The sequence below is a fragment of the Kribbella sp. DT2 genome, from assembly GCF_049844575.1.
GTDB lineage: Bacteria > Actinomycetota > Actinomycetes > Propionibacteriales > Kribbellaceae > Kribbella.
In genome coordinates, this window is sequence record NZ_JBNCLH010000006.1 from 52,743 (window position 1) to 77,622 (window position 24,880).

27 protein-coding genes are annotated in these 24,880 nt (G+C 70.3%); 16 read left to right on the forward strand and 11 right to left on the reverse strand.

Translation table 11 applies throughout. The features are described 5' to 3' along the window. The first annotated feature begins 4 nt into the window (after positions 1 to 4). Positions 5 to 679, forward strand: coding sequence for a dienelactone hydrolase family protein (locus ACLQ2O_RS24795; protein ID WP_425835373.1), 675 nt, complete (start codon positions 5 to 7; stop codon positions 677 to 679). Then, positions 676 to 1,164 carry a glutathione peroxidase gene (locus ACLQ2O_RS24800; RefSeq protein ID WP_425835375.1) on the forward strand — a complete coding sequence of 163 codons (489 nt, stop codon included), beginning with the start codon at positions 676 to 678 and terminating at the stop codon, positions 1,162 to 1,164. Before ACLQ2O_RS24795 ends, ACLQ2O_RS24800 begins: the two co-directional genes overlap by 4 nt. A 165-nt stretch (positions 1,165 to 1,329) precedes the next feature. Here the strand turns inward: ACLQ2O_RS24800 and ACLQ2O_RS24805 are convergent, their stop codons facing one another. Next, entirely contained in the window at positions 1,330 to 2,664 is a 1,335-nt protein-coding gene (locus ACLQ2O_RS24805) for an HRDC domain-containing protein (protein WP_425835377.1), read from the reverse strand. Further along, positions 2,661 to 3,263 (reverse strand): DUF3000 domain-containing protein, encoded by a 603-nt coding sequence (locus ACLQ2O_RS24810; protein WP_344170687.1) that lies wholly within the window; start codon positions 3,261 to 3,263, stop codon positions 2,661 to 2,663. Before ACLQ2O_RS24810 ends, ACLQ2O_RS24805 begins: the two co-directional genes overlap by 4 nt. A gap of 255 nt (positions 3,264 to 3,518) precedes the next feature. On the opposite strand from ACLQ2O_RS24810, the gene hemE reads away from it, so the two are divergent. Then, positions 3,519 to 4,658, forward strand: coding sequence for a uroporphyrinogen decarboxylase (gene hemE / locus ACLQ2O_RS24815; protein ID WP_425835380.1), 1,140 nt, complete (start codon positions 3,519 to 3,521; stop codon positions 4,656 to 4,658). Positions 4,659 to 4,739: 81 nt separating this feature from the next. On the opposite strand, the gene ACLQ2O_RS24820 is transcribed toward hemE, so the two are convergent. Next, on the reverse strand, positions 4,740 to 5,246 hold the full coding sequence (locus ACLQ2O_RS24820; protein ID WP_425835382.1) for a MarR family winged helix-turn-helix transcriptional regulator: 507 nt from the start codon (positions 5,244 to 5,246) through the stop codon (positions 4,740 to 4,742). An 87-nt stretch (positions 5,247 to 5,333) separates the two neighbouring features. Between ACLQ2O_RS24820 and ACLQ2O_RS24825 the strand changes: the two genes are divergently transcribed. The 4 genes from ACLQ2O_RS24825 to ACLQ2O_RS24840 all read left to right on the forward strand — a co-directional run bounded on the left by ACLQ2O_RS24825 (position 5,334) and on the right by ACLQ2O_RS24840 (position 9,145). Continuing rightward, positions 5,334 to 6,542: an FAD-dependent monooxygenase gene (locus ACLQ2O_RS24825; RefSeq protein ID WP_425835384.1), complete on the forward strand. Its 1,209-nt coding sequence runs from the start codon at positions 5,334 to 5,336 to the stop codon at positions 6,540 to 6,542. A gap of 80 nt (positions 6,543 to 6,622) precedes the next feature. Next, complete coding sequence (gene hemG / locus ACLQ2O_RS24830; RefSeq protein WP_425835386.1) at positions 6,623 to 8,044, forward strand: protoporphyrinogen oxidase; 1,422 nt, start codon at positions 6,623 to 6,625, stop codon at positions 8,042 to 8,044. Further along, positions 8,041 to 8,766, forward strand: coding sequence for a hydrogen peroxide-dependent heme synthase (gene hemQ / locus ACLQ2O_RS24835; RefSeq protein WP_425835388.1), 726 nt, complete (start codon positions 8,041 to 8,043; stop codon positions 8,764 to 8,766). The genes hemG and hemQ overlap by 4 nt, the downstream gene beginning before the upstream one ends. Before the next feature lies 1 nt (position 8,767). Further along, on the forward strand, positions 8,768 to 9,145 hold the full coding sequence (locus tag ACLQ2O_RS24840; RefSeq protein ID WP_425835390.1) for a VOC family protein: 378 nt from the start codon (positions 8,768 to 8,770) through the stop codon (positions 9,143 to 9,145). A 130-nt stretch (positions 9,146 to 9,275) separates the two neighbouring features. Here the strand turns inward: ACLQ2O_RS24840 and msrB are convergent, their stop codons facing one another. Both msrB and ACLQ2O_RS24850 read right to left on the reverse strand, forming a co-directional pair. After that, entirely contained in the window at positions 9,276 to 9,692 is a 417-nt protein-coding gene (gene msrB, locus ACLQ2O_RS24845; RefSeq protein ID WP_425835392.1) for a peptide-methionine (R)-S-oxide reductase MsrB, read from the reverse strand. 121 nt (positions 9,693 to 9,813) lie between these two features. Further along, complete coding sequence (locus ACLQ2O_RS24850) at positions 9,814 to 12,204, reverse strand: lamin tail domain-containing protein (protein WP_425835394.1); 2,391 nt, start codon at positions 12,202 to 12,204, stop codon at positions 9,814 to 9,816. 212 nt (positions 12,205 to 12,416) lie between these two features. On the opposite strand from ACLQ2O_RS24850, the gene ACLQ2O_RS24855 reads away from it, so the two are divergent. Genes ACLQ2O_RS24855 through ACLQ2O_RS24865 form a run of 3 tightly spaced genes read left to right on the forward strand, consistent with a single transcriptional unit; the run spans position 12,417 to position 13,329 of the window. Further along, a complete protein-coding gene (locus tag ACLQ2O_RS24855) occupies positions 12,417 to 12,692 on the forward strand; it encodes a cupin domain-containing protein (RefSeq protein WP_425835396.1) in 276 nt (91 codons plus the stop codon). A gap of 47 nt (positions 12,693 to 12,739) precedes the next feature. Continuing rightward, positions 12,740 to 13,012 (forward strand): hypothetical protein, encoded by a 273-nt coding sequence (locus ACLQ2O_RS24860; RefSeq protein ID WP_425835398.1) that lies wholly within the window; start codon positions 12,740 to 12,742, stop codon positions 13,010 to 13,012. Then, positions 13,012 to 13,329, forward strand: a complete 318-nt coding sequence (locus tag ACLQ2O_RS24865; protein WP_425835400.1) for a hypothetical protein — start codon at positions 13,012 to 13,014, stop codon at positions 13,327 to 13,329. The genes ACLQ2O_RS24860 and ACLQ2O_RS24865 overlap by 1 nt, the downstream gene beginning before the upstream one ends. Here the strand turns inward: ACLQ2O_RS24865 and ACLQ2O_RS24870 are convergent. Beyond that, positions 13,316 to 14,470, reverse strand: coding sequence for a PLP-dependent aminotransferase family protein (locus ACLQ2O_RS24870; RefSeq protein ID WP_425836492.1), 1,155 nt, complete (start codon positions 14,468 to 14,470; stop codon positions 13,316 to 13,318). The genes ACLQ2O_RS24865 and ACLQ2O_RS24870 overlap by 14 nt on opposite strands. Before the next feature lie 143 nt (positions 14,471 to 14,613). Beyond that, complete coding sequence (locus tag ACLQ2O_RS24875) at positions 14,614 to 16,206, reverse strand: M4 family metallopeptidase (protein WP_425835402.1); 1,593 nt, start codon at positions 16,204 to 16,206, stop codon at positions 14,614 to 14,616. A 161-nt stretch (positions 16,207 to 16,367) separates the two neighbouring features. Between ACLQ2O_RS24875 and ligD the strand changes: the two genes are divergently transcribed. Further along, positions 16,368 to 17,426 carry a non-homologous end-joining DNA ligase gene (ligD, locus tag ACLQ2O_RS24880; protein WP_425835404.1) on the forward strand — a complete coding sequence of 353 codons (1,059 nt, stop codon included), beginning with the start codon at positions 16,368 to 16,370 and terminating at the stop codon, positions 17,424 to 17,426. A gap of 131 nt (positions 17,427 to 17,557) precedes the next feature. On the opposite strand, the gene ACLQ2O_RS24885 is transcribed toward ligD, so the two are convergent. Together ACLQ2O_RS24885 and ACLQ2O_RS24890 are read right to left on the reverse strand one after the other, a co-directional pair. Next, a complete protein-coding gene (locus ACLQ2O_RS24885; RefSeq protein ID WP_425835406.1) occupies positions 17,558 to 18,325 on the reverse strand; it encodes an SDR family oxidoreductase in 768 nt (255 codons plus the stop codon). A gap of 113 nt (positions 18,326 to 18,438) precedes the next feature. Beyond that, a complete protein-coding gene (locus tag ACLQ2O_RS24890; protein WP_425835408.1) occupies positions 18,439 to 19,350 on the reverse strand; it encodes an SURF1 family protein in 912 nt (303 codons plus the stop codon). Positions 19,351 to 19,427: 77 nt separating this feature from the next. On the opposite strand from ACLQ2O_RS24890, the gene moaA reads away from it, so the two are divergent. After that, positions 19,428 to 20,438, forward strand: coding sequence for a GTP 3',8-cyclase MoaA (gene moaA / locus ACLQ2O_RS24895; protein ID WP_425835410.1), 1,011 nt, complete (start codon positions 19,428 to 19,430; stop codon positions 20,436 to 20,438). 92 nt (positions 20,439 to 20,530) lie between these two features. On the opposite strand, the gene ACLQ2O_RS24900 is transcribed toward moaA, so the two are convergent. Both ACLQ2O_RS24900 and ACLQ2O_RS24905 read right to left on the reverse strand, forming a co-directional pair. Continuing rightward, positions 20,531 to 20,734, reverse strand: a complete 204-nt coding sequence (locus tag ACLQ2O_RS24900; RefSeq protein WP_425835412.1) for a hypothetical protein — start codon at positions 20,732 to 20,734, stop codon at positions 20,531 to 20,533. A 177-nt stretch (positions 20,735 to 20,911) separates the two neighbouring features. Then, complete coding sequence (locus ACLQ2O_RS24905) at positions 20,912 to 21,271, reverse strand: DUF3099 domain-containing protein (RefSeq protein WP_425835414.1); 360 nt, start codon at positions 21,269 to 21,271, stop codon at positions 20,912 to 20,914. A gap of 75 nt (positions 21,272 to 21,346) precedes the next feature. On the opposite strand from ACLQ2O_RS24905, the gene ACLQ2O_RS24910 reads away from it, so the two are divergent. The 4 genes from ACLQ2O_RS24910 to ACLQ2O_RS24925 all read left to right on the forward strand — a co-directional run bounded on the left by ACLQ2O_RS24910 (position 21,347) and on the right by ACLQ2O_RS24925 (position 24,878). Beyond that, entirely contained in the window at positions 21,347 to 21,559 is a 213-nt protein-coding gene (locus ACLQ2O_RS24910) for a dodecin (RefSeq protein WP_425835416.1), read from the forward strand. A gap of 107 nt (positions 21,560 to 21,666) precedes the next feature. Then, the gene (fabG, locus tag ACLQ2O_RS24915; RefSeq protein ID WP_425835418.1) at positions 21,667 to 22,371 is read left to right on the forward strand and encodes a 3-oxoacyl-[acyl-carrier-protein] reductase; all 705 of its coding nucleotides are present in this window, start codon (positions 21,667 to 21,669) and stop codon (positions 22,369 to 22,371) included. A 34-nt stretch (positions 22,372 to 22,405) separates the two neighbouring features. Beyond that, positions 22,406 to 23,176 carry an enoyl-ACP reductase FabI gene (gene fabI / locus ACLQ2O_RS24920; RefSeq protein ID WP_425835420.1) on the forward strand — a complete coding sequence of 257 codons (771 nt, stop codon included), beginning with the start codon at positions 22,406 to 22,408 and terminating at the stop codon, positions 23,174 to 23,176. A 1-nt stretch (position 23,177) separates the two neighbouring features. Continuing rightward, a complete protein-coding gene (locus ACLQ2O_RS24925) occupies positions 23,178 to 24,878 on the forward strand; it encodes a Mur ligase family protein (protein WP_425835422.1) in 1,701 nt (566 codons plus the stop codon). The last annotated feature ends 2 nt before the right edge of the window (positions 24,879 to 24,880 follow it).

Below are 24,880 nucleotides of genomic sequence, written 5' to 3' on the forward strand. Positions count from 1 at the left end.
CTGTGTGACCTTGGAAATCGACACCGGCTCCGGTCTGATGCCCGTGCACGTCTGGGAAGGTTCCGGTCCCGGTCTGCTGCTCCTGCAGGAGATCTTCGGGGTCTCGGACTACATCCAGGAGCGCGGTGCCCAGCTCGCCGCGCTCGGGTACCACGTCGTCGCGCCGGAGATCTTCTGGCGCCTGGACGACGTCGATCTCGACCCGGACGCGCCTGATCTGCTGGACCGGGCGCTCGCCGTACTGGGTCGGCTCGATTGGGACCTGGCAGTGTCCGACTCGGTGGCCGCGCTGGAGTACCTACGCGGGCGGGACACCAAGATCGGCGTAGTCGGCTTCTGCTTCGGCGGTGGACTCGGCTTCAACGTCGCAGCAGCCTCCTCGCCGGACGCCCTGGTCAGCTACTACGGCTCCGCCCTGCCGAACCTGCTGCCGCTCGCGCCGGACGTGACGGCGGCGAGCCTGCACCACTTCGGCGACGCGGACGACTACCTCCCGGTCGAGACCGTCGACAGGATCATCGCCGAGCTCGGCGATGCCGAGATCTACCGTTACCCGGGCGCCGGGCACGCGTTCGACAACCCGATGCCCGCCTTCCACCACGCCGAGGCCTCCGCGCGGGCCTGGCAACGCACCACCGAGTTCCTGTCCCGCCAACTGCCTCCTGAAGGAATCAGATGAGCCTGTACGACATTCCCCTGCGGACCCTTTCCGGCGCCGAGACCTCGCTCGCCGAGTACAAGGGCAAGACCGTGCTCGTCGTGAACGTCGCGTCGAAGTGCGGCCTCACCCCGCAGTACGCCGAGCTGGAGAACCTGCAGAAGAAGTACGCGGCGCGTGGCTTCACCGTGCTCGGTGTCCCGTGCAACCAGTTCGGCGGGCAGGAGCCCGGGACGACCGAGGAGATCGAGGAGTTCTGCTCCACGACGTACGGCGTGACGTTCCCGATGCTCGACAAGGTCGAGGTGAACGGCGACACCCGGCACCCGCTCTACTCCGAACTCACGCTGACCCCGGACGCCGAGGGCGCCGCCGGTGACGTGCAGTGGAACTTCGAGAAGTTCCTGCTGACCTCCGACGGCACGATCGCCGGCCGCTTCCGCCCGAAGACCACCCCGGAGTCCGCGGAGATCGTCGAAGCGATCGAGCGCCAGCTCCAGGCCTGAGCCTCATCCGTCCACCAACGCGTCCGCGCCGTCCTCACCCACCCCGGCCGCTGTCCGCGCATTTGGTGGGTTAACCCTGCACTTAGCCCGTTGGCCCACCGAATACTGGTGGGCCAACGGGCGATTTCATGGGTCAACCCACGAAATGACCACCGGAGGCGCGAGTCAGTCCAGTGTTTTCGCCGGCGCCGTGACCGTCAACGCATCCGCAAGCACCTGGGCGGTCAGCCCGATCTGCCATTCGCGGGCGCCGTGCTCGCGCAGGAACGTCTTCACCACGTCGAGCCCGGGCTCGGCCGGCGGTGTCCACGCGAGGCGGCGGATGGTGTCGGGGGAGAGCAGGTTCTCGGTCGGCAGGCGGTGCGCCTCGGCGATCTCACCGACGGCCGCCCGCGCGGCCGACAACCGCGCCGCGGCGTCCGGGTCGCGGTCGGCCCAGGCGCGGGCCGGCGGCGGGCCGTCGTACCGGGGGCCTTGCTTCGGCAGCTCGCTGTCGGGCAGCCGGCGGGCGTGGTCGATCGCTTCCCACCAGACCCGCATGTGACGGTGCGCGCCGCGGCCCTTGAAGGCGGTCAGCTTCTGCAGCGTGTCCCGGTCGACCGGCATCGCGGCCGCGGCCTCGACGATCGCGGCGTCGGGCAGGATCCGGCCGGGGGAGATGTCCGCCGACTCGGCGATCTGGTCGCGGGCCTCCCACAGCGCCCGTACGACGGCCAGGCTGCGACGGTTCCGGACCCGGTGCATGCCCGACGTACGACGCCAGGGGTCGGGCTTCGGCTCGCGCGGCGGCGCGGACAGGATCGCGGCGAACTCCTGCTCGGCCCACTCCCACTTGCCCTCGCGGCGCAGCTCCTGCTCGATCGCGTTGCGCAGCTCGATCAGCATCTCGACGTCCAGCGCGGCGTACACGAGCCAGGGGCTCGGCAGCGGGCGGGTCGACCAGTCGGCGGCCGAGTGCTCCTTGCGCATCCGGTACCCGAGGACTTCGCTGACCAGCGACGCCAGGCCGACCTTCGGGTAGCCGAGCAGTCGCCCGGCCAGTTCGGTGTCGAAAACAGTGCGCGGCACCATGCCGACCTCGGCCAGGCAGGCCAGGTCCTGGTTGGCCGCGTGGATGATCCACTCCGCGTCGATGATCGCGTCACCGAGCGCGGACAGGTCACCGAACGGGATCGGGTCGACCAGCGCCGAGCCGGAACCCTCGCGGCGCAGCTGCACCAGGTACGCACGATGGGAGTAGCGGTAGCCCGACGCGCGCTCGGCGTCCACGGCGACCGGGCCACTGCCGGCCTGGAAGGCCTCGACGACCTCCCGCAGCGCGCTGTCGGTGTCGACGACGTCGGACAGCCCGTCGCGCAGCTCGAGCAGCGGAAGAGCTTCGGCCGGGTCCTCGGGGGCGGCCGGCTGCTTGGTCCGGCTCGTGTCCGCGGGGGCAGCTGACTGCTGAGTCCCGGTCGGGTCCTCGGGAACGGGCGACTGCTGGGTCTCTGCCGGGTTCATCGGCCCCGCTGACCGCGGCGGGTAGGCATCGCGACCACACCGGGCGGCACCGGCGGCAACCCTGCCGCGGTGCACAGCACCTCGCCCCACGCCTCGGCGTGCCGCGTCACGTCGACCCCGCCGTCCTCGCCCGGAACCGGGCTCCAGGAAGCGCGGATCTCGATCTCCGCGGTCGCGTCGTCGTCGGCCATCCCGCCGAAACTCTCGGACACCACCCTCGTGACGGTACCGCTCGGGGCCAGGAACTCCGCACCCCGGTCCGCCAGCGCCTCCATCAACCAGGTCCAGCCCACGCCACCGAGCAGCGCGTCGGTCACCATCTCCGGTTCGACGGCCGCACGCACGTACGCGACACAGCGGAAGGTCGACTGCCAGGCGTCGTTACCGTCCGGGTCGTAGAGGACGACCAGACGGCCGGTGGCGACATCGTCACCGTCGACCGTCACGTCGGCGCTGACCGCGGCCGCGTGCGGAGCGATCCGCTGCGGCGCGGGCATCTCCTCGACGAAGACCTCGGGCCGGAACCGGGCCTCACGCAGCTGCGTCAGGGCCTCGGCAAACTCCGCGGGTGGCGCGTCGACCTGCTTGCGGGCACCCATAGTCGGCAGCCTACGACTGATTACTCACCGACGCGGGCGGCGACGCGCCGGTACGTGGGTGTTGGTCGCACTGTGGGCCGGCGGTGTCACCAGCTGTGTTTTTTTGCGTCGACTTCGTCGCCGCGGGTTTTGGGGCTTTTTCGCCCGCTCTTCCCTCGTCGGTCGGTCGCTGCGCTCCCTCCCTCCTCAGTCCAGAGCGGGCGGCCCCAAAACCTGGGGGACTCCTGGGACCATCTGTGAATTTGGGACTTCACGATGGGCTGTGAATGGGGTGGTAGCCGTGGGGGAAGCGGTGGCAACTGTGGGTTTGCCGCGTGGGATCATCGGTGGGTGCCTTCGACATCGTCTGCTGAGCTTGGCCGTTCTCCCTTCCTGCTCGCTGCCCGGGGGGAGCCTGGGCCGCACACGCCGGTGTGGTTCATGCGCCAGGCGGGTCGCTCGCTGCCGGAGTACCGGGCGATCCGCGAGGGCACGACGATGCTCGAGTCCTGCATGCGAACCGACCTCGTCGTGGAGATAACGCTGCAGCCCGTACGCCGTTACGGCGTCGACGCGGCGATCTTCTACTCCGACATCGTGACGCCGCTCAAGGCGGTCGGTGTCGACCTGGAGATCAAGCCGGGCGTCGGCCCGGTGATCGCGTCACCGGTCCGGACACTGGCCGACCTGGCTCCGGTCCGCCCGGTCGAGCTGTCGGACGTGGCGTTCGTCACCGAGTCGGTCCAGGAGTTGGTGAAGCAGCTCGGCGGTACGCCGCTGATCGGCTTCGCCGGCGCGCCGTTCACCGTCGCGTCGTACCTGGTCGAGGGCGGGCCGAGCAAGGACTACGCCCGGACCAAGGCGCTGATGCACAGCGACCCGAAGCTCTGGCACGCGCTCGCCGACCGGCTGGCGGACGTCGCCATCGCGTACCTCGCGGTCCAGATCGAGGCCGGCGCCTCCGCGATCCAGCTCTTCGACTCCTGGGCCGGGGCGCTCTCGCCGCGCGACTACGCCCGGTTCGTCCAGCCGTACTCCGCGAAGGTGTTCGCCGCGCTCCAGCAGTACGGCGTACCGAAGCTGCACTTCGGCGTGAACACCGGTGAGCTGCTTGGCCTGATGAGCGAGGCCGGCGCCGATGTCGTCGGCGTCGACTGGCGCGTGCCGCTCGACGAGGCGGTCCGCCGCATCACCGCCGCCGGCGGTCGCGCGAAGCCGGTCCAGGGCAACCTCGACCCGGCGCTGCTGACGGCCGGCTGGGACGTCATCGACCCCGAGCTCGACCGGATCCTTGCCGAGGGCAAGGCGGCGCCGGGCCATATCTTCAACCTCGGCCACGGCGTACCGCCGACGACCGACCCCGAGGTCCTGCACCAGATCGTCAAGGCCGTCCAGAAGAAGTCAGCCCGAAGCTGACGCCCCGGTCCAGGCTCCGGCTTGGATCCCTGCCCCTGCTCCCGTCCGGGCCCCGATTCCGGCCCGGCGACCGGGGGCTGCTCAGCCCTGAGTCGAGCCCGTCTCCTCCTTGGCGAGGTGTGCGGTGACGTCGTCGGCGAGCTTGGCCAGCAGGCGGCCCAGGTTCTGCCGGTCCTGCGTCGGCCACTCGGCGACGACCTCGTTGAACCAGCCGACGATCGACGCCGTGTAGCGGTTCGCCGCCGCGGCGCCTTCCGGGGTCGGCTCGATCAGGCTGACCCGCCGATCCGTCGCGTGCTGCACCCGTCGTACCAGGCCGCGCTGTTCGAGCACCTGCGTCTGCCGTGTGACGTGCGGTCCGACGACCTGCATCCGCTCGGCGATCTCGCCGATCCGGAGCGGCTCGCCCGCCATCGCCAGCGTCAGCAGGATGGTCAGCGCGGGGCGGTCCAGGCTCAGGCCGGTCGCCTCCGTCGCCCGCTGCGCGAGGCGGCCACGGTTCATCGCGTTGCTGATCTGCGCGAGCCGGGGGAGTGCCGACAGCGCCTCCGGTGAGGCATCGCGAGCAGGGCGTTCTGCGCCGTCCATTTGATTACCTAACTTAGGTATGTATTCTGAGCAGTAAGTAGATACCTAAAGTACGCATCTCGGATGCGCTTGTCAGGAGGACACGTCATGAACCGCACGGTGCTGATCTCGGGCGCGAGCATCGCAGGCCCCGCCCTCGCCTACTGGCTCGACCGCTACGGCTTCCAGGTCACGGTGGTCGAGAAGGCCTCGGCCGTCCGCGGCGGCGGGTACGCCGTGGACGTCCGGGGGACCGCGCGCGAGGTCGTCGACCGGATGGGACTGCTGCCGGCCCTGCGCAAGGCGCACGTCGACTCGCAGAAGGTCACGTTCGTCGATCCCGGCGGGACGCCGATCGCCACGATCCGGCCCGAGGCGATGACCGGTGGAGCCGAGGGCCTCGACCTCGAGGTCCGCCGCGGCGACCTCGCCGACGCGCTCTACACACCGATCCGGGACCGGGTCGAGTTCCTCTTCGACGACTCGATCGCGCGGCTGGACGACCGCGGGGACCGTGTCGACGTCGTCTTCGACAGCGGCGTCAGCCGGAGCTTCGACCTGGTCATCGGCGCCGACGGCCTGCACTCGAACACCCGCCGCCTGGTCTTCGGCCCCGAGGAGCAGTTCCACTCGTACGTCGGCTACGCGTTCGCCGGCTTCACGCTCGCCAACGACTTCGGCCTCTCCCACGAAGGCGTCATCTGGAACGTCCCCGGCCGGGCCGCGGTGCTGTACGCGCACGAGCCCGACGAGCCGCTGCACGGCTTCCTCACCTTCCAGCAGGACGAACCGCCGTACGAGGCCTTCCGTGACCCGATCGCCCAGCGCGACCTGGTCGCCGCGAAGTTCCCGTACGCGGGCTGGTACGTTCCGCGGCTGGTCGAGGCGGTGCGGTCGTCCGACGACCTGTTCTTCGACGTGGTCAGCCAGATCTACATGCCGACCTGGTCGCGCGGGCGGGTAGCGCTGGCCGGCGATGCCGCTCACGCGACGTCGTTCATGTCCGGGCAGGGGTCGAGCGTTTCGCTTGTCGGGGCGTACGTGCTGGCGGGTGAGCTGGCTACGCATGACGACCACGAGACCGCCTTCGCGGCGTACGAGCATCGCATCCGCGACTTCGTCGAGCAGAACCAGGCGTTGGTCGATGTCGGGCGCCGGGTCGTGGCGCCCAACACCCAAGAGCTCCTGGACGCCCGTGACGAAACCCTCCGCGCCGCTGGTCAGTCCGGCGAGCGGACCGGCTCCGACGGCACCGCGCTGTCTGCCGAGCACAGCCGGTCCGTCCACAGCGGGCTCGTCCTGCCGGACTACCACTAGGACATATCTGCCAGTTCCCGCCTGGTGCGCGGCACCACCCCGCTCCCGGGGGAGTTGGCCGGTGGGGTGAGGATGGGTTTGTGGATGCTCGGACTGTGGTGGTTGTCGGCGGTGGAATCAGTGGGCTGGCGGCGGCTCATGCGTTGGTGAGCGGGGCCAATCCGCCGCGGGTGATCGTGCTGGAGTCCTCGCCTCGGCTCGGTGGGAAGCTCGCCGGGGACGTGCTGGAAGGGGTGCCGGTCGATCTCGGCGCCGAGTCGGTGCTGGCGCGGCGGCCTGAAGGGGTCGACCTGATCGCGGCGGTCGGGCTGGGGGACGAGCTGGTGCACCCGGCAACGACCTCGGCGGGGCTGTGGGTCGGAGACCGGATCCGGGCGATCCCGCCGACGGTGATGGGCGTGCCGGTGGATCCGGCCGAGACCGTCGACGTGCTCGGCGAGGACGCCGCGGCGCGGGTTGCCGAGGAGAAGGGCCTGCCGCGGCCCGCGCTGACCGAGGACGTGGCGATCGGGCGGTATGTCGCCGAACGGATGGGCCCGGCCGTCACGAGCAAGCTGATCGATCCACTGCTGGGTGGGGTGTACGCCGGTCGCGCCGAGGAGATCTCGCTCGCGGCCGCCGTACCGGAGTTGTACGCCAGGTTGAAGACCGCACCGAGCTTGCTGGCGGCAACGGGCGAGCTGCGGGCGATCAGTCAACGGCGCGCGACCGACGGCAAACCAGTCTTCGCCGGCCTCCGCGGTGGCATCAACCGCCTGATCGGGGCTTTGGAGACAGATCTGATCGGCCGTGGGGTGGAGATTCGGCGGACGACGACAGTACGGAAGATCAGTCGTACGCCGGACGGCTACTCCTTGGAGACAGGCCCGGTGCCAGCTCCTCAAATCCTGCACGCCGATGCGGTCGTCGTGGCGACGCCGGCGTCGCCCGCGGCGCGGATGCTGGCTGAGCTGGTGCCGGCGGCGTCGAGCGAGCTGGCGGGGATCGACTACGCGAGTATGGCGATCGTCACGCTCGCCGTACGGAAGAAGGACTGGCCGGCCGGAGCGACCGGGTCAGGCTTTCTCGTGCCGTCCGACGAGGGCCGGACGATCAAGGCCGCGACCTACTCGCACGCCAAGTGGGCCTGGTCGGCCGAGGCCGGCGGGGAGCTCGCCGTGCTGCGGTGCTCGGTGGGGCGCCTCGGCGAGGAGTACGTGCTGCAGCGGTCCGACGAGGAGCTGGCCGCGCTCGCGAGCGCCGATCTGCGGACGGCGGTCGGGCTCGACGCGCCCGTCGTCGGCTCGCTGGTGACGCGGTGGGGCGGCGGGCTTCCGCAGTACGCCGTGGGGCATCTGGACCGGATCGACCGGGTCGAGGCGGCCGTCGCCGAGCAGCCGGGACTGGCGGTCTGCGGCGCGGCGTACAAGGGCGTCGGAATCGCGGCCTGTGTCGCTTCGGGCGGCCAGGCGGCAACCCGGGTGCGGGCCCACCTGGACGCATTGGCGACAATGGGTTCGTGACCGACGCGAACCAGCCCGAGACCAGCACGCCCGCGAAGCCGAAGGCCCGCGAGCTGAACACCGTGATCCGCTACACGATGTGGTCGGTCTTCAAGGTCGAGACCCCGCTCGGCGACACGGACCGCGACGAGCTGACGGCGGAGCTGACCGAGCTGGTCGGCAAGCTGGCGGCCGACGACGTGGTGATCCGCGGCTGGTACGACGTGGAGGGTTTCCGCGCGGACGCCGACTTCATGGTCTGGTGGCACGCGCCGACGTCGGACGCGCTGCAGAAGGCGTACCACGCGCTGCGCCGGTCGCGGCTCGGGCGGCACCTGGTGCCGATCTGGTCGCAGTACGCGCTGCACCGGCCGGCCGAGTTCAACAAGAGCCACATCCCGGCGTTCCTGGCCGACGAGGAGCCGCGCGCCTACATCTGCGTGTACCCGTTCGTCCGGTCGTACGAGTGGTACCTGCTGCCCGACGAGGACCGCCGGTTCATGCTCGCCGAGCACGGCAAGATGGCGCGCGGCTACCCCGACGTCCGGGCGAACACGGTCGCCTCGTTCGCGCTTGGGGACTACGAGTGGATGCTGGCCTTCGAGGCCGACGAGCTGCACCGGATGGTCGACCTGATGCGCGACCTGCGCGCGTCGACGGCCCGTCGGCACGTGCGCGAGGAGACCCCGTTCTACACCGGCAAGCGGACAGAGCTCGGCGAGCTGGTCGCCAACTTCGCCTGATATGGAACGCAAGGCGTTTCCCGTCCTGTACGTCGGCAGCGTCCGCCGCTCGGTCGACTTCTACGCGCTGCTGGGCTACGAGCAGACCTACCAGTTCCCGCTCGAGGGCGACCCGCACTACGTCGGCCTCGAACGCGGCGAGTCGTCCTTGGGCCTGGCCGACACCAGCTGGCCCGAAGCCCAACTCGGCATCACCGTCGGCACCGCCCCCCGCTTCGAGCTCTTCGTGTACGTCGACAACGTCGACACCCAGGTGGAGATCCTCCGCGAGGCGGGCTACACGATCGTCCAGGAACCGGCCAACATGCCCTGGGGCGAACGCCAGGCCTACGCCTTCGACCCCGACGGCAACCCCGTCGCCCTGGCGACCCCGATCTGACGGGAAGGTGGGGAGGGGGAGAGGGGCCGGTCGCCCCCGGGTCCTGCCTTCGGCGGACAACCCGCGCGGGTCCGGCCGACGACGTACGAAGGCCCGGCACTCCCGAAGGGGTGCCGGGCCCAGTGGTTGATCAGGCCTCGGACAGTGTCAGGCTGATCGAGTTGATGCAGTAGCGCAGGTCCGTCGGGGTGCCGTAGCCCTCGCCTTCGAAGACGTGGCCGAGGTGGGAGCCGCAGTTGGCGCAGCGGACCTCGACGCGCTTCATGCCGAGGGCGGTGTCCTCGATGTACTCGACGCGCTCCTCGGCGAGTGGGGCGAAGAACGACGGCCAGCCGCAGTGCGAGTCGAACTTGGTCTCGCTGCGGAACAGTTCCGTGTCGCACGCCCGGCACTTGTAGACGCCGACGGTCTTGGTGTCGGTGTACTCACCGGTGTACGCCCGCTCGGTGCCGGCCTTGCGCAGCACCTGGTACTCCGCGGGGGACAGCTGGGCGCGCCACTCCTGGTCGGTCTTGTCGATCGCGTACTGCTTGATGCCGTCGGTCACGGTGCCCGTACCTCCTCAAGGTCAAGGAGCCGGTTCCCCGGGGAAACCGGCTCCTCTTCAGTATCGGCGGTAGGGCAAGCGAAACCCCGCCCGGGGGCCCGGCGTCAGCGGCCCGTAAGGCTCACCGGTACCAGGACGGCAGCGGAATCAGCCGGACCACCTGCGGGTCGTGGTCGGAGATCTGGTCGGGGAACTCCGCGTTCATGTGCACCACGTCGTACGACGAGGCCGGCTGCAGGTTCCGCGACATCAGGATCTGGTCGAGGATCTGGCTGTTGCCCTCGAACACGTAGCTGTACCGCTCCTTCGCGGCCAGCGTGCGCGGCAGGTCGATCAGCGACGTCTTCCCCGAGCCGACCAGGATGTCGGTGGTCTGGCTGAAGTCGAAGTCGTTCAGGTCGCCGAGCACGACCACGTTGGCGCCCCGGTCCTTGGCCAGGATCTGGTCGACGAACGTGCGCACCGACCGGGCCTGCTCGTGCCGCTTCGGCGCCGAGCTCTGGACCGGCGGCTGGACCCGGCCCCAGAGCGGGTCGTCGCCGCCCTTGGAGCTGAAGTGGTTGACCACGACGAACAGCGACTGCCCGAGCCAGGTGAACTCGCCCGCGAGCGGGACCCGCGTGGCCTCCCAGGCCGGGTTGGCCGGGTCGACGCGACCGGGCGACGAGCTCAGGTGCGGCCGGCCGAACCGGTCGGTGGTGATCGTCGTCCCGGCCGTCGGGGCGCCGCCCGCGCGGTCGACGAACTTGACCGGCCGGTCGGTGCGGTACATGAACGCGACCCGGATGTTGCCGCCCGGCTCACCGCCCTCGGCGCCGTCGACCGGGTCGATCTGGCGCCAGGCGTACTTCGGGCCGCCGGCCTTCCGGATCGCCGTCGCCAGCGTGTTCAGCGTGACGTCGGCGGCCGTCGTACCGGAGTTGGTCGCGCCGTCGTTGTCCTGGACCTCCTCGAGGCCGAGGATGTCGGGCGAGGCGAGGTTGTGGACGACCGCCTGGGCCAGGCCGTCGAACTTGGCGGCGCCGTCGGCGGGGTCGAGGTTCTCGACGTTGAACGTCGCGACCGAGACCTGCAGCAGCGACGACGGCGTGGTCTTCTCGCGCTTCAGGCCGCCGTCGACGACGGTCGGCGTCTGCGTGACCAGGAACTTGAAGTTGCCGAACCCGTAGTCGAGTACGCCGGTGACGGTGCCCGCGAGCGTGTCGCCGGTCTTGGCGTCCGGGACCGGAGCCAGTACGTCGTCCAGCAGCACGCGCTCGGGGTTGCTGTCGGTCTTCTGCAGCAGGATCCCACCGCGGACCGTGCGCAGCCCGGAGCCGGCCGGGACCACCGACAGCTCCCGGAACGAGCTCGTCGGCCCGGTCACCTGCGGCTTGTCGATGCCGAGCCACATGCCTTCGAGCGACTCCCAGAAGTCGAGCCCGTCGGTGGCCGGCTGGAACGTACCGGTCGTCTCGACGTCACCGTTGGAGTCGTCGTCGATGATCGTGGACGGCGGCACGCGTCCGCCCGGACCGACGATCGTCGCAGCCGGTACGGCGGCAGTGCCGGTCACCGTGACGGTCGGGTTGGTCAGCTCGGTGGTGGTCAGATTGTCGCTGCCGCCGGAACCACCCGGACGGAACTCGGCGACCGTGCCCTCGACGGTGACCGTGTCGCCGACGGCGACGGTCGGGGCCGAGCTGGTGAAGACGAACAGGCCCTCGCTGGTCGCCGGGTCGTCGTCCGGCGCGGTGTCCTGGAACCAGAACCCGTTGCCGCTCTTGGCGGTGACGACACCGGTGACCTCGTCGACGAGCTTGCCGTTCAGCGGCGACAGGTGCGCCGCGCCCTGGATCTCGTGGATCTTCGCCGGGACCGGGTCCTCGGCCGGCGGCGCGGAGGTCAGCGTCTTCGGCGAGGGGTTCACCTCGGCGAACTCGGTGCCGTTGTTGTCCGCGTCCTTGGTCGGGTCCTTGCGGGTCGCCGACGTCGTGTTCGTCAGCCCGGGCGCCGCGGCGGTCTCGAAGTCGTTGGCGGCGCCGTACCCGACGAAGTCGACGACGCCGGGCACGGTCGCGCAGCCCGCCCCGCACGTCAGGGAGGTCACCGAGCTGACGAGCGCGACCTTGCCGGACGCGGCGGACATGTTCACGCTGCCGGTCGCGTCGGGCGTCGGCATCGGCTGGCCGTTGGCCCCGCCGGACGCGCCCTGCGCGAGGTAGACGCCGCCCGGCGCGATCGAGCCGGACAGGGTGATCTTGTTCGTCCACGAGCTCCCGGCGGCCGACGCGTACTGGATCGACCAGCCGGTCAGGTCGACCGCGGCGCTGCTGTTGTTGGTCAGCTCGACGAAGTCGTTCGTGTACGACGCGCCGGAGTTGCCGCCACCGCCGTACACCTCGGTGATGACCACGGTGGACGAGGCGGCCTGCGCCGGTGCGGCCGCGATGGCGACCACCCCGGTCAGGGCGAGAGACGATGTGACCACGAGGGCGCCCAGGCGGCGCCGTGATCGGTTCTGGGCAGACATGTGCCGGATTCTCACACCCGCACCGGACCTCGCCAAGGCCCAACACGTGAACACCTGGTACGGCGCCGAACGCGAGGGTGATCATGCACCGGGCGGTTCAGTGGTCGAGGCAATCGAACGATGGACCTCGAGCGGCGTGACACGACCGGACCAGTGCGGCGGAGCTCAAGTGGACTACTCGGCGTCGGCCGGCCGCGCCTAGCGTCGAAGGCATGACCGACACCCAGCCGAAGACCAACTCCGTTCCCTCCCTGCTGCTCTCGCAGACGCCGGACATTCCGGACGGCGTGCACGTGACGACCGCGACGATCGAGCTGCCGCCCGGCGACTCGGGCACGCCGCCGCACCGGCACTCCGGGCCGGTCTTCGGGTACATGCTGGAAGGCGAGATGATCTTCGCGCCGGGCGAGGAGATGCTGACGTTCCCGAGCGCCGCCGAGCTCGCCGAGCGTGCGGATCGCCGCGCGCCGCGGCCGGAGGGGCGCTGACGATGCGGGTCTTCCTCGGCGCGGGCGACCGGGCTGCCAATGCACGGGTGCGCACGATCGGAACCCGGAACCTCGTCGACGCCGCGCAGGCGGCCGGCGTACGGCGGATGGTTGCCCAGAGCATCTCGTGGGCGTACGCACCGGGCGCTGAGCCCGCGACCGAGGACGTGCCGCTGGACCTCGACGGCGGCCCGACCGGCGGGGCACGGTCGAGGGCGGCGCGAGCCTGGAGAGCGCGGTCGCCGAGCTGCCTGAGTGGGTCGTTCTGCGCTACGGGACGTTGTACGGGCCGGGCACCTGGTACGAGCGCGACGGCCTGATGGCGCAGCTGGCCCACGCCGGGAAGTTGCCCGCCACTGCGGACGTGTCGAGCTTCGTGCATGTCGACGACGCTGCCTCGGCTGCCGTCGACGCGTTGGGGTGGCCGACTGGGCCGGTCAACGTCTGCGACGACGAGCCTGCGGCGGGCTCCGAATGGGTGCCGGTGTTCTGCGCAGCGGTCGGTGTGCCGGAGGCTGCGGTCACGGCGGGGGAGCGGACGGGCTGGGCGAGAGGTGCGGACAACTCGTACGCGCGGAAGGAACTGGGCTGGGTGCCGGGCCGGCCTTCGTGGCGAATGGGATTCACGCGCCTTTGAGGACCTCGGTCAGTACGTCGAGCGCCGATCGCCACGCGTGCTGCGGCGGAGTGGCGTAGCCGATGATGAGCCCGGCGCCGCCACGCTCGGGGGAGTGCCAGTATCCGGCGGCATGCAGGCCCTGCAAGCGAACACCTGCTGCCAGCCCGGCATCGATCAGTCGCCTCTCCTCCTGCCAGGACGCCAGGGGGAGCAGCGCGTGCAGCCCAGCCGGTACGCCGTCCAGCGGTACGTCGGTCAGCTCGGCGAGCCGGGCGGACAGCTCAGCTCGCCGCTTCTGGTAGGTCGCGCGGGCCCGGCGTACGTGGCGGTCGTAGTCGCCGCGGTGGAGCAGGTCGGCGAGTGCGAGCTGGTCGGGTGCGCTGACTGTGGCGCCGGACGCGGCGACGGCGTCGAGCACGGGGATGCGCAGACGCTCCAGCAGGACCAGCCAGCCGATCCGAAGACCCGGCGCCAGGGCCTTGCTGGTGCTGCCGGCGAAGACCACGCGGTCGGGCGCCAGCGCTTGAAGCGCTCCGACGGGCTGCTTGTCGTACCGGAACTCGCCGTCGTAGTCGTCCTCGATGACGAAGCCGTCGCGTTCCTCGGCCCAGTCGACGAAGGCCTTCCGGCGGTCGGCGCTGAGCACGACGCCGCGAGGGTGCTGGTGGGCCGGCGTCAGCAACGCGGCGCCGGCCTGCTGGGGCGGGTCGGCCGGAGCGGACGGGGCGGCCGGAGACAGGGTGGCCGGGGCGGCCCGGGACTGGTCGGGCGGAGCGGCCCGCGACAGGCTGGACGGATCGGCGCCGTCCGGGCCGACGGCCAGCGGGGTGGTGGCGAGGCCTGCCTCGTGGATCAGCGTCCGGTGATGGACGAGGCCGGGATCCTCGGTGGCGATCGTGGTGACGCCTGACTGGCGCAGGGCGCGGCAGAGCAGCACGAGACCGTGGCTGAAGCCGCTGGCGATCACAACAGCGCCGGGATCGGCGAGCACGCCGCGAGTCCGGGAGACGTACCCGGCGACGGCCTCACGAAGCACAGCCAGGCCCGCCGGATCGCCGTAGTCGAGGCTGCTGTGGGCGGCCGCGGCCAGTGATCGCTTCACGCTGGCAGCCCAGAGCGCGTGCGGGAACAGACTGAGATCAGGGCGCCCCGGGCGCAGGTCGACGACCCAGCGCGCGTTCTCGGCTGTTCCCCATCGTCCTCTTTGATCACCGGCCCTGCCCGCCCCAGTGGGACAGGGCCGGTGATCAAGTCAACGATCCGTGCACCACAACGAGGTCGCGGATCAGTTGCTGTCGGCGATCAGTTGACGCTCACCCCGGACCAGGCCGCGGCGACCGCGGTGCGCTCCGCGCTCGACGCGCCGTACAGGTCGGTGGCGGCGTTGAGCGTCGCGGTCCGGGCCTGCGCGTAGGTGGTGCCGGTCGTCATGTACGTCGTCAGCGCCCGGTACCAGATCTTGCCGAGCTTGTCCCGGCCGATGCCCTGCAGCGTGGTGCCGTTGCAGGTGGTCGAGTCGTGCGGCAGGCCGCCGAACTCCTTGGCGCCGGTGCCTTCGGCCAGCAGGTACGCGAAGTGGTTCGCGACGCCGGAGGAGTAGTGCACGTCGATGTTGCCGATCCCGGAGTACCAGCAGTCCTTGGACTGGCCGTCCTTGCTCGGCTTGTCCATGAACCGCAGCGCCGGGCGGTCCTTCATGATCTCCTCGCCGATGTAGTAGTCGCCCGGGTCGGCCGCGTTGCCGGCGTAGAACTCGACCAGCGAGCCGAAGATGTCGCTGGTCGCCTCGTTCAGGCCGCCGGACTCCCCGGAGTACGTGAGGTTCGCGGTCGCGGTGGTGACGCCGTGGGACATCTCGTGCCCGGCCACGTCCAGCGAGACCAGCGGGCCGGCCGCGACGCCGTCTCCGTCGCCGTACGTCATCTTCTTGCCGTCCCAGAAGGCGTTCACGTAGTTCGTGCCGTAGTGGACGCGGCTCGGGACACCCTTGCCGTCGTTGAAGATGCCGTTGCGGCCGTGGATCAGCTTGTAGTAGTCGAACGTCTTCGCCGCGCCGTAGTGCGCATCGACGGCGGCCGAGGCGCGGTCGGTGTTGACGCCGGTGCCCCAGTGGTTGTCCGCGTCGGTGAACCGGGTCGGCGTCGGGCAGCCGATCTGCAGCAGCTGGCACAGGATCGAGTCGGTCTTGTTGTTCGCGTCGGCGGTGTAACCGTTGCCGCGGGCCGGATCGGTCAACGTGAAGCCGCCGGTCGCCGGGGTGCTGTCGATCGGCACCGTGCCGGAGTACAGGCTCTTGCCGTCGCCGCTCGCGGTGTGGATGTGCTGCTCGCTGACCAGCTTCGCGCCGGTCAGTGCGTCCACGGTCGTCGTGACGTGGCTCGGCGTTCCGTCGGCCTGGGTGCCGCCAGTCGTGACCAGGTACGCCAGGCGGGGCGCGCCCTTGCGGGCCTCGATCACCAGCGACGGCTTGCCTTCGGCCTTCAGCCCGCTGGTGAGCGCCTTGGCGGTGGCGCCGGCGACGGAGATCTTCGGCGTACGGCCGACGTTCGCCGTACGAGCCAGAGTCAGGCTGGTGTCCTTCCAGGCGCCGTCCTTGGCCTGGTGGACGACGACGTCGCCGCCGAGCACCTTCAGGCCGCCGATGCTGCGGTCCATCCGGACGTGGCTGGTGCCGTCGGCATCGACGATCACGTCCCGGACGGTGAACGCGTCGGCGTCGGTGGCCTTCAGCGGGCCGAGGTTCTGGCCGATCGCGGCCTTGACCCGGGCGGCCGCGGTGGCCGGCGACGGACCCGGGTCGGCCTGCGGGGCGCCGGTGGCGGTCCCGGTGCTCAGGCCCAGGGCGGTGGCGGTCGCGACTGCGGTGGCAGCGGCGAGCAGGGCGGATCTGTTCATCCTCGTGCTCCTTCAAGAGTGTCCCGGGGGCCTCACGCCCCAGGAACGAGGTGCAGGAACGTTACCGCTCGGTCACCCAGGGTGGCCAGGGGTTGGGAAAAGATCGCTTTTCCTGGTGGTCACGCCCACTTTTCGTCGGTGCCGGGCGGTAGCGTCGCGGCATGGCGGCGACGAAGGCAATCGAGCTCGAGGTGGCGGGTCGGACGGTCAGGGTGAGCAACCCGGACAAGCCGTACTTCGCGGACCGCGGGCTGACCAAGCTGGACATCGTGAACTACTTCGTCGCGGTCGGCGACGGCATCCTCGGCGCGCTCCGGGACCGGCCGACCACGCTGGAGCGCTGGCCGGGCGGCTGGTTCGAGGGCGCGAAGCTGTCCACCCGGATGGACAACAAGGGCGACGCGTTCTACCAGAAGCGGGTCGCCAAGGGCGCGCCCGACTGGGTCGGGACCGCGACGATCAAGTTCCCCAGCGGCCGCCCGGCAGACGAGGTCTGCCCGACCGAGCTGGCCGTGGTCGCCTGGGCGGCGAACCTCGGCACGCTGACCTTCCACCCCTGGCCGGTACGACGCCCGGAGCTGGACTCGCCGGACCAGCTGCGGATCGACCTGGACCCGCAGCCCGGGACGGACTTCAAGAGCGCGGTCGCTGTCGCGCCGGCGTTGCGTGAACTGCTGGCCGAACACGGGCTGGAGGGTTTCCCGAAGACGTCGGGTGGGCGCGGGCTGCACGTGTACGTGCCGATCGAGCCGCGCTGGGACTTCATCCAGGCGCGGCGCGCGGTGATCGCGCTCGGCCGCGAGCTGTCGAAGCGCCTCCCGGACCAGGTCACGGTGAACTGGTGGAAGGAGGAGCGCGGCGAGCGCATCTTCATCGACTACAACCAGATGGCCCGCGACCGGACCATCGCCTCGGCGTACTCGGTGCGCCCGAACGCGCGGGCCAGGGTGTCGGCGCCGCTGCGGTGGGAGGAGCTGGAGGACGTCGTACCGGATGATTTCGACGTGCTCACGATGCCTGCGCGGTTCGCCGAGGTCGGGGATCTGCATGCGGCGGTCGGCGAGCAGGCCTTCTCGCTGGATTCACTGCTGGAGCTGTCGGCCAAGCACGAGCGGGACCACGGGGAGGCGGACCTGCCCTACCCGCCGGAGTATCCGAAGATGCCGGGCGAGCCCAAGCGCGTCCAGCCGTCGAAGGACAAGGACCGCCCGAAGGACTAGCCGCCAGCCCCGACCGTGGCGTCCGAAGAAGCGCGCAGCGTCCGAAGAAGCGTGCGCTATAGCCTCGGATCCTTCGGACGCAATGCGTTCTTTCGGACGCTAGGCGCTGTCGGGCCCCGGTACTTCGGACGTCAGATCGTGCGGAGGGCTCCGCCGTCGACCGGGATCATGACGCCGGTCAAGTAGGAGGCCGCGGGGGAGAGGACGAAGGCTGCTACCCGGCCGAACTCTTCCGGGAGGCCGTAGCGGCGGAGCGGGATGGTCTTCTCGGCGGAGCGGCGGGTGGCTTCAGGATCGCCGCCGCCCTTGGAGTCGAGCTCGCGGACCCGGTCGGTGGCGATCTTGCCGGGGAGCAGGCCGTTGACGCGGACGCCGTTCGGGCCGAGCTCGTCAGCGAGGGTCTTGGCGACCATCGCCAGGCCGGGGCGCAGACCGTTGGAGATCGCGAGGCCCGGGATCGGGGACTTCACCGACGACGACAGCACGAAGGCGATCGACGTGCCCTCGGCGCCGGCGCGAGCGACCGAGCGGGCGATCCGGAGACCACCCAGGAAGACGCTGTCGAACGCGGCGCGCCAGTCGTCCTCGTCGGTGTCCAGCGCCGTACCGGGACGGGGCCCGCCGACGCTGATCAGCGCGCCGTGCAGATCACCCCACTTGGCGATCGCCGTCGCGGCCAGCCGCTCGGCGCTCTCGGGGTCGGCGTTGTCGACCGGGATGCCGACCACGTTCTCGCCCAGCCCCGCGGCGGCCCGCGCGATCGACTCCTCGTTGCGGCTGGAGATCACCAGCCGCGCGCCTTCGGCGGCCAGTGCCCGCGCGGTGGCGAAACCGAGCCCGCCGCTGGCGCCGGTGACGATGTAGGTGCGATCGCGAAGTCCGAGGTCCACGAGCACCATCCTGCCGCAGAACGCCGTACGCCGCTGCCGCGCGCGCCGCGACGACGCCCCGCCGTCTCACATCCCGAAACGACGTCTCACCGTCACCGCGAACGGCGACGCGTCAGCCCGCGCTACCGCTCGGGCGACCCCGCCGAATTGTCCGACACGCCGACAGCAGTCGCCGGACGGTTGCGATCGGCAACTTCGGCGGGGTCCCCGGCCTCCTCACCGCCCGGAGCGCCTGGATCACCTGGACCACCTGGGTCGCCCGCACCACCTGAGTCGCCCGCCGGGCCCGCGCCACCAACGTCGCCCGACTCGCCCGGCTCCTCGTCCTTCTGCAGATCCTGCCGCGAGAAGTACACCAGCCCGCCGATCGCCATCAGCGCGAAGAAGAACCACTGCAGCGCGTAGAAGAAGTGCGGCCCGTCGTCGATCTCCGGCCCGGGGAACTTCCCGAACGCCGCGTCCGCCGCCGGTTCTTGCTGATCGGTCGCCAGGTACCCGTCGTACAGCTTGAGCCCCAGCACCTTCGAGTAATCCGGCCCGTTGATCAGCCGCGCCGTCCCGTCGACCGGCGTACCGCCGCTGGTGTGCCCGCCCTGCTCGCTGCGCCGCAGCTTGCCCGTGACGGTCACTTCACCCGTCGGCACCGGCGGAATCGTCCCCGGCGCCAGCTCAGCACCCTGCCGCGCCAGGAACCCGCGATCGACCAGCAGCGCCGTCCCGTCCGCGAGCAGCAGCGGCGTGACGATCTCGAAGCCCGGCCGGTCGTTGACGTTCCGGTACCGGACGACGATCTGCTTGCTCGCGTCGTACCGGCCGGTGGCCACCACGTTCCGCCAGTCGTGCTGCGGACCGACGACGTGGTCCGGCCCGACGATCTGGTCGATCGGCGCGGGCGTGGCGGCGAGGTTGGTCCGGGTGACCTCGTTGCGCGCCTTGCGTTCGTCGAGCCGGTGCAGCTGCCATCGGCCGAGCTGCACACAGGCCACGGACAGGACCACGATCACCAACGCGGAACCGATCCACCGGGTTGTCATCAAACGACGCACCCCACGAACTTAGGCCATGACCTGAAACACGTCGCGGCCGCCCGTCGCGACGTACGCTGGTCGGTGTGTATACCAAGACGCAGCCAGGCCTGGCCGACAACTACGGCCGGGTGGCGACGGACCTGAGAGTGTCCCTGACGGACCGCTGCAACCTGCGCTGCACGTACTGCATGCCCGAGGAGGGCCTGGACTGGCTCGCCAAGCCGGAGCTGCTCACGGACGACGAGATCGTCCGGCTGGTTTCGATCGCCGTCACCCACCTCGGCGTCGACGAGATCCGCTTCACCGGTGGTGAGCCGCTGCTGCGTCGCGGTCTGGTCGGCATCGTCGACCGTACGACGAAGCTCACGCCCCGCCCGCAGGTCTCGTTGACCACCAACGGCATCGGCCTGGCCCGCCAGGCGGAGGCTCTGGCCGCGGCCGGCCTGGACCGGGTGAACGTGAGCCTCGACACGGTTCGGCAGGACACCTTCCAGCAGCTCACCCGCCGCGACCGGCTCAAGGACGTGCTGGCCGGTCTCGCCGCGGCGCACGCGGCCGGTCTGGCGCCGGTGAAGGTCAACGCGGTCCTGATGCGTGGCGTGAACGACGACCAGGCGCCCGAGTTGCTGCAGTTCTGCCTGGACCACGACTACGAGCTGCGCTTCATCGAGCAGATGCCGCTGGACGCCCAGCACGGCTGGGACCGGGCGACGATGATCACCGCCGACGAGATCCTCGAGAAGCTGAGCGACCGGTTCGGCCTGGAGGCGACCGACGCGGCGACGCGGGGGAGTGCCCCGGCCGAGTCCTTCACCGTGCACGGCGGTCCGCAGACGGTCGGCATCATCGCGAGCGTCACGCGCCCGTTCTGCGGGGACTGCGACCGGGTCCGGCTGACCGCCGACGGTCAGGTCCGCGACTGCCTGTTCGCCCGGACCGAGTCGGACCTGCGGACGGCGTTGCGCGACGGTGCCTCCGACGAGGACCTCGCGGACCGCTGGCGGACCGCGATGCGCGGCAAGCTGCCCGGGCACGGGATCGCCGATCCGGCGTTCCTGCAGCCGGTGCGTCCGATGTCCGCGATCGGCGGCTAGCCGCACCTACCAGTACGGCGTACGAGTGGCTGCCGGTGCGAATCTGAACCGGAAATTTACTTTTTCACCCGTAACGCACCGACCGGGTGCTTTCAGCCGGTGAAAGGCTCGACCTCGCGCAGGAAAGAGCGCGCGCCGAGGAAGTCGCTCAACGACTGCTTGTGCTCGTCGCAGGCGACCCACGTCTTACGCCGGTCGGGGGTGTGGATCTTCGGGTTGTTCCACAGCAAGGCCCACTGGGCGGGAGCGCCACAACCCCTTGCGGAGCAGACGGACGCCGGTGCTTGTTCACTCATGAGGAATTGTTCCTGATCACTCAATAATCAAAAGCCTGGGGAAAATGAAGCGACGTCGGACAGCCACGGGGGGAGCCGTCCGACGCCGCATCAAGTCCCTGAATTTCACGGGTGAACTTCAGAGCACGCGGGAGATTCTGACACGGATCCGGTGGCAGAATCCAGTCCCGGCCGAGATCACTTTTCGGTGTCGCCACGCAACTCCTGATCGGGCACGTATTCACCCTGTACGACGGGCCCCGGCTGCTGCTCCAGCTGGATCCGCGGCGGCGCCTCGTAGGCCTCGGCACCATCGACCCTGCGGCTCTGGTGGGCGTTCGCGAACACCACGGCGACCGACGGCAGGAAGACGGCTCCGACCAGGAGGATCCAGCGCCACGGCGATGGGGTCAGCACAGCCGCCACGAAGCAGACGACCCGCAGCGACATCATCCAGGCGTACCGCGCGATCCGGCTGTCCAGGTCCTCGGACCGGCCCGGCTGGGCAGTTGTCACGGAGACGACCGTTTCGTCGTCGGTCTCACGTCGTCGGGGCATCTATTCTCCTCACCAAAGACAACGGTACGCCGCTGATTCAGGGCCGCCGCAGCCAGCTGTGAAGGGGAGAGCACGATGACAGATCGCACCTACCGGGTGACCGAGCTCGTCGGCACGTCCAAGGACGGCGTCGACGCGGCGATCCAGAACGCGATCGGCCGGGCCGGCGAGACCCTGCGGCACCTGGACTGGTTCGAGGTGACGCAGATCCGCGGCCACATCGTCGACAACCAGATCGACCACTACCAGGTCGGCCTGAAGGTCGGTTTCCGCCTCGAGGACTCCTGACCGGTACGCCGTACGCCGCCTTGGTGCCGCCCGGTTCACGGCGCGGCGCGGGGCGGGCGATAGCGTTCGTCCGGCAGCAGGTTCCCATCGAGTGAGGAGAAGTGTTCGTGGCCAGATCGGTATTCGTCACCGGCGGCAACCGGGGCATCGGCCTCGCTATCGCCACCGCGTTCAAGGAGGCCGGCGACAACGTCGCGGTCACCTACCACAGCGGCGAACCGCCGGCCGGCTTTTTCGGCGTGAAGTGCGACGTCAGTGACACCGAGCAGGTGGACGCCGCCTTCGAGGCGATCCAGGCGGAGCAGGGCCCGGTCGAGGTCCTGGTCGCGAACGCCGGCATCACCAAGGACACGCTGCTGCTGCGGATGTCCGACGACGACTGGGACTCGGTCATCCAGACCAACCTCACCGGCTCGTTCAAGGTCGCCAAGCGCGCCGCCAAGGGCATGCTGCGGCTGCGCAAGGGCCGGATCGTCTTCATCTCCTCGGTGGTCGGCCTGCTCGGCTCGCCCGGCCAGGTGAACTACGCGGCCAGCAAGTCCGGCATGATCGGGATGGCCCGCTCGATGGCGCGTGAGCTGGGCAGCCGCGGGATCACCGCGAACGTCGTCGCCCCGGGGTTCGTCGAGACCGACATGACCGCCGTACTGCCGGAGGAGACCCAGAAGCAGTACCTGGGCCAGATCCCGCTGGGCCGTTTCGGCCTCACCACGGAGATCGCCAACGCCGTGCGCTGGATTGCGTCCGAGGAAGCCGGGTACATCACCGGCGCGGTGCTGCCGGTCGACGGCGGCATCGGCATGGGCAACTGACCATCAACTTCAAGTAATCCAGAAAGGGACGCCGGTGGGCATCCTCGACGGCAAGCGGATCCTGGTCGCCGGAGTCACCCTCGACTCCTCGATCGGCTTCGCCACGGCCAAGGTGGCGCAGGAACAAGGCGCCACCGTGCTGATCTCGAACTTCGGCCGCGCGCTGAGCATCACCCAACGGATCGCGAAACGCTTACCCGTCGAGCCTCCCGTGCTCGAGCTGGACGTCACCGACGAGGAACACCTGGCCGCGCTGCCGGACAAGATCCGAGAGCACGTGGACGGCCTGGACGGCGTCGTGCACTCGATCGCGTACGGCAACCCCGAGACGATTCTCGGCGGCAAGTTCCTGGACGGCCCGTGGGACGACGTGTCCCGCGCGGTGCACGTGTCGGCGTACAGCCTGAAGGCGCTGGCGGTGACGTGCGCGCCGCTGATGAGCCGTGGCGGCAGCGTCGTCGGGCTGACCTTCGACGCGACCGTGGCCTGGCCCGGGTACGACTGGATGGGTGTGGCCAAGGCCGCGCTGGAGTCGACCTCCCGCTACCTGGCCCGTGATTTGGGTGCCCAGGGCATCCGCTGCAACCTGGTCTCGGCCGGCCCGCTGAAGACCCTGGCCGCGAAGGCGATCCCGGGCTTCGAGAAGTTCGAGGAGCCCTGGCTCGACCGGGCCCCGCTGGGCTGGGACCCGTCCGACCTCGAGCCGACCGGCAAGACCATCGTCGGCCTTCTCAGCGACTTCTTCCCCTCCACCACCGGCGAGATCATCCACGTCGACGGCGGCTACCACGCGATGGGTGCCTAGTGTGACTTCCCAGGTCGAGCTCCGCGTTCTGGACGGGGCGAACCTCTACTTCAGCCGGGCGGCGGTCAAGCTGACCCTGGACCTGAGTGCGCTGATCGACGCCCCCGCGCCGGCCGCGAAGGCGTTCGCGTCGGCGCTCGGGCTCGGGGCCACCCGGCCGGGGCGGATCGGGTCGGGCTTCCGGCAGCGGTTCGCGATCCGCGTGGTCGGGCACATCGTCCGCCGGATCGCCCGTGAGGCCGGGATCGGCCGGATCGGCGTCCGGGTGCGTCCGGAGAACGCCGTACGGCGGCTCGTGGTCGCGTTCCCGTGGGCGCACGAGCAGCGCGCTCGGGCGCTGGCCCAGGCGATCGTCGAGGTGATCGACGCGTTCGGCACCGACGAGACCGAGCTGACCGCGCTCGTCACGGCCGTCGGCGAGCGGGTCCGCAACGAACCGCCGGGCAACCCGCCGCCGACGCTGCGGCCGAAGGTCCCGGTGGTCGCGGTGACCGGGACGAACGGCAAGACGACCACCTCGCGGATGATCGCGCACATCGGCCGCGCGGCCGGGCTGCACGTCGGCTGGTCGAGCACCGACGGCGTGTACTTCGACGGCGAACTGGTCGAGTACGGCGACTTCTCCGGCCCGAGCGGCGCCGGCCGGGTGCTGGCCCAGCCGGGGATCCAGCTCGCGGTCACCGAGACCGCTCGCGGCGGCATCCTGCGCCGCGGCATCGGCGTCGCCTCGAACGACGTCTCCGTCGTCACCAACGTCAGCGCTGACCACCTCGGGCTCGGCGGCATCGACACCGTCGACCAGCTCGCCGAGGTGAAGGCGGTGATCACCAAGATCACCCGGCCGCGGGGCTGGTGCGTGGTCAATGGCGACGACCCGCGCACGTTCGCGATGCGGCTGGGCTCGCCGGCCAAGTGCTGGGTGTTCTCCCGCGACGCCGACTCGCCGTCGATCCGGACGGTGCTGGAGGAGGGCGGCCGGGCGACCACGGTGCTGGACGGTTTCGTCACGGTGCTGGACAACGCCAGCACGGCGTACCTCGATGGCGAGGCGCTGCTCAAGGTGACCGACATCCCGATGACGCTGTCCGGGCTGTCGCACTACAACGTCGAGAACGCGCTCGCCGCGGCCTCGGCGGCGCTCGGGCTCGGGCTGCCCAAGGCGGCCGTGGTCGAGGGGCTGACCAGCTTCTCGCCGAACGAGAACAACCCCGGCCGGATGAACATGTACTCGGTCCGTGACTTCACCGTGGTGATCGACCTGGCCCACAACGAGGCCGGGCTCGAGGCGCTGCTGGAGATCATGAACGGCGTCCGGCGGGAAGGCGCGCGGCTGCTGCTCGCGCTCGGCTCACCGGGCGACCGCGCCGACGAGATGGTGTCCGCGATGGGCGCGATCGGTGCCCGCGGCGCCGACCGGGTCGTGATCGGGCACAAGGACACCTACCTGCGCGGCCGGCCGCCGTCGGAGCTGGACGCGGTGTTCCGCGAGGGCACGAGCTCGGTCGGCGTCGACGACGTCCCGTCGTTCCCGACCGAGCTGGACGCGGCGAAGGCGCTGGTCGCCGAGGCCGGGCCCGGTGACGTGGTCGCGGTGATGTCTCTGCAGGATCGGGCGAGTCTTGACGCCTGGTTGCGGTCCGAGGGGGCTACGGTCGACACACCGGAGATCTTGAAGAGCAAGGTCGAGCGAGCCCAGCACTGAAC

Bases quoted from the DNA above. Each gene is read 5' to 3' on its own strand.
- ACLQ2O_RS24820 (WP_425835382.1), bottom strand. From the start codon at position 5,246: ATGGACGGCGCAGAACGCCCTGCTCGCGATGCCTCACCGGAGGCGCTG.
- ACLQ2O_RS24825 (WP_425835384.1), top strand. From the start codon at position 5,334: ATGAACCGCACGGTGCTGATCTCGGGCGCGAGCATCGCAGGCCCCGCC.
- ACLQ2O_RS24885 (WP_425835406.1), bottom strand. From the start codon at position 18,325: ATGGTGCTCGTGGACCTCGGACTTCGCGATCGCACCTACATCGTCACC.
- ligD (WP_425835404.1), top strand. From the start codon at position 16,368: ATGGCGGCGACGAAGGCAATCGAGCTCGAGGTGGCGGGTCGGACGGTC.
- ACLQ2O_RS24805 (WP_425835377.1), bottom strand. From the start codon at position 2,664: ATGAACCCGGCAGAGACCCAGCAGTCGCCCGTTCCCGAGGACCCGACC.
- ACLQ2O_RS24850 (WP_425835394.1), bottom strand. From the start codon at position 12,204: ATGTCTGCCCAGAACCGATCACGGCGCCGCCTGGGCGCCCTCGTGGTC.
- ACLQ2O_RS24890 (WP_425835408.1), bottom strand. From the start codon at position 19,350: ATGACAACCCGGTGGATCGGTTCCGCGTTGGTGATCGTGGTCCTGTCC.
- ACLQ2O_RS24905 (WP_425835414.1), bottom strand. From the start codon at position 21,271: ATGCCCCGACGACGTGAGACCGACGACGAAACGGTCGTCTCCGTGACA.
- ACLQ2O_RS24810 (WP_344170687.1), bottom strand. From the start codon at position 3,263: ATGGGTGCCCGCAAGCAGGTCGACGCGCCACCCGCGGAGTTTGCCGAG.
- ACLQ2O_RS24910 (WP_425835416.1), top strand. From the start codon at position 21,347: ATGACAGATCGCACCTACCGGGTGACCGAGCTCGTCGGCACGTCCAAG.
- ACLQ2O_RS24865 (WP_425835400.1), top strand. From the start codon at position 13,012: ATGGCGCAGCTGGCCCACGCCGGGAAGTTGCCCGCCACTGCGGACGTG.
- ACLQ2O_RS24900 (WP_425835412.1), bottom strand. From the start codon at position 20,734: ATGAGTGAACAAGCACCGGCGTCCGTCTGCTCCGCAAGGGGTTGTGGC.
- ACLQ2O_RS24875 (WP_425835402.1), bottom strand. From the start codon at position 16,206: ATGAACAGATCCGCCCTGCTCGCCGCTGCCACCGCAGTCGCGACCGCC.
- ACLQ2O_RS24855 (WP_425835396.1), top strand. From the start codon at position 12,417: ATGACCGACACCCAGCCGAAGACCAACTCCGTTCCCTCCCTGCTGCTC.
- ACLQ2O_RS24840 (WP_425835390.1), top strand. From the start codon at position 8,768: ATGGAACGCAAGGCGTTTCCCGTCCTGTACGTCGGCAGCGTCCGCCGC.
- hemE (WP_425835380.1), top strand. From the start codon at position 3,519: ATGGGCTGTGAATGGGGTGGTAGCCGTGGGGGAAGCGGTGGCAACTGT.
- ACLQ2O_RS24800 (WP_425835375.1), top strand. From the start codon at position 676: ATGAGCCTGTACGACATTCCCCTGCGGACCCTTTCCGGCGCCGAGACC.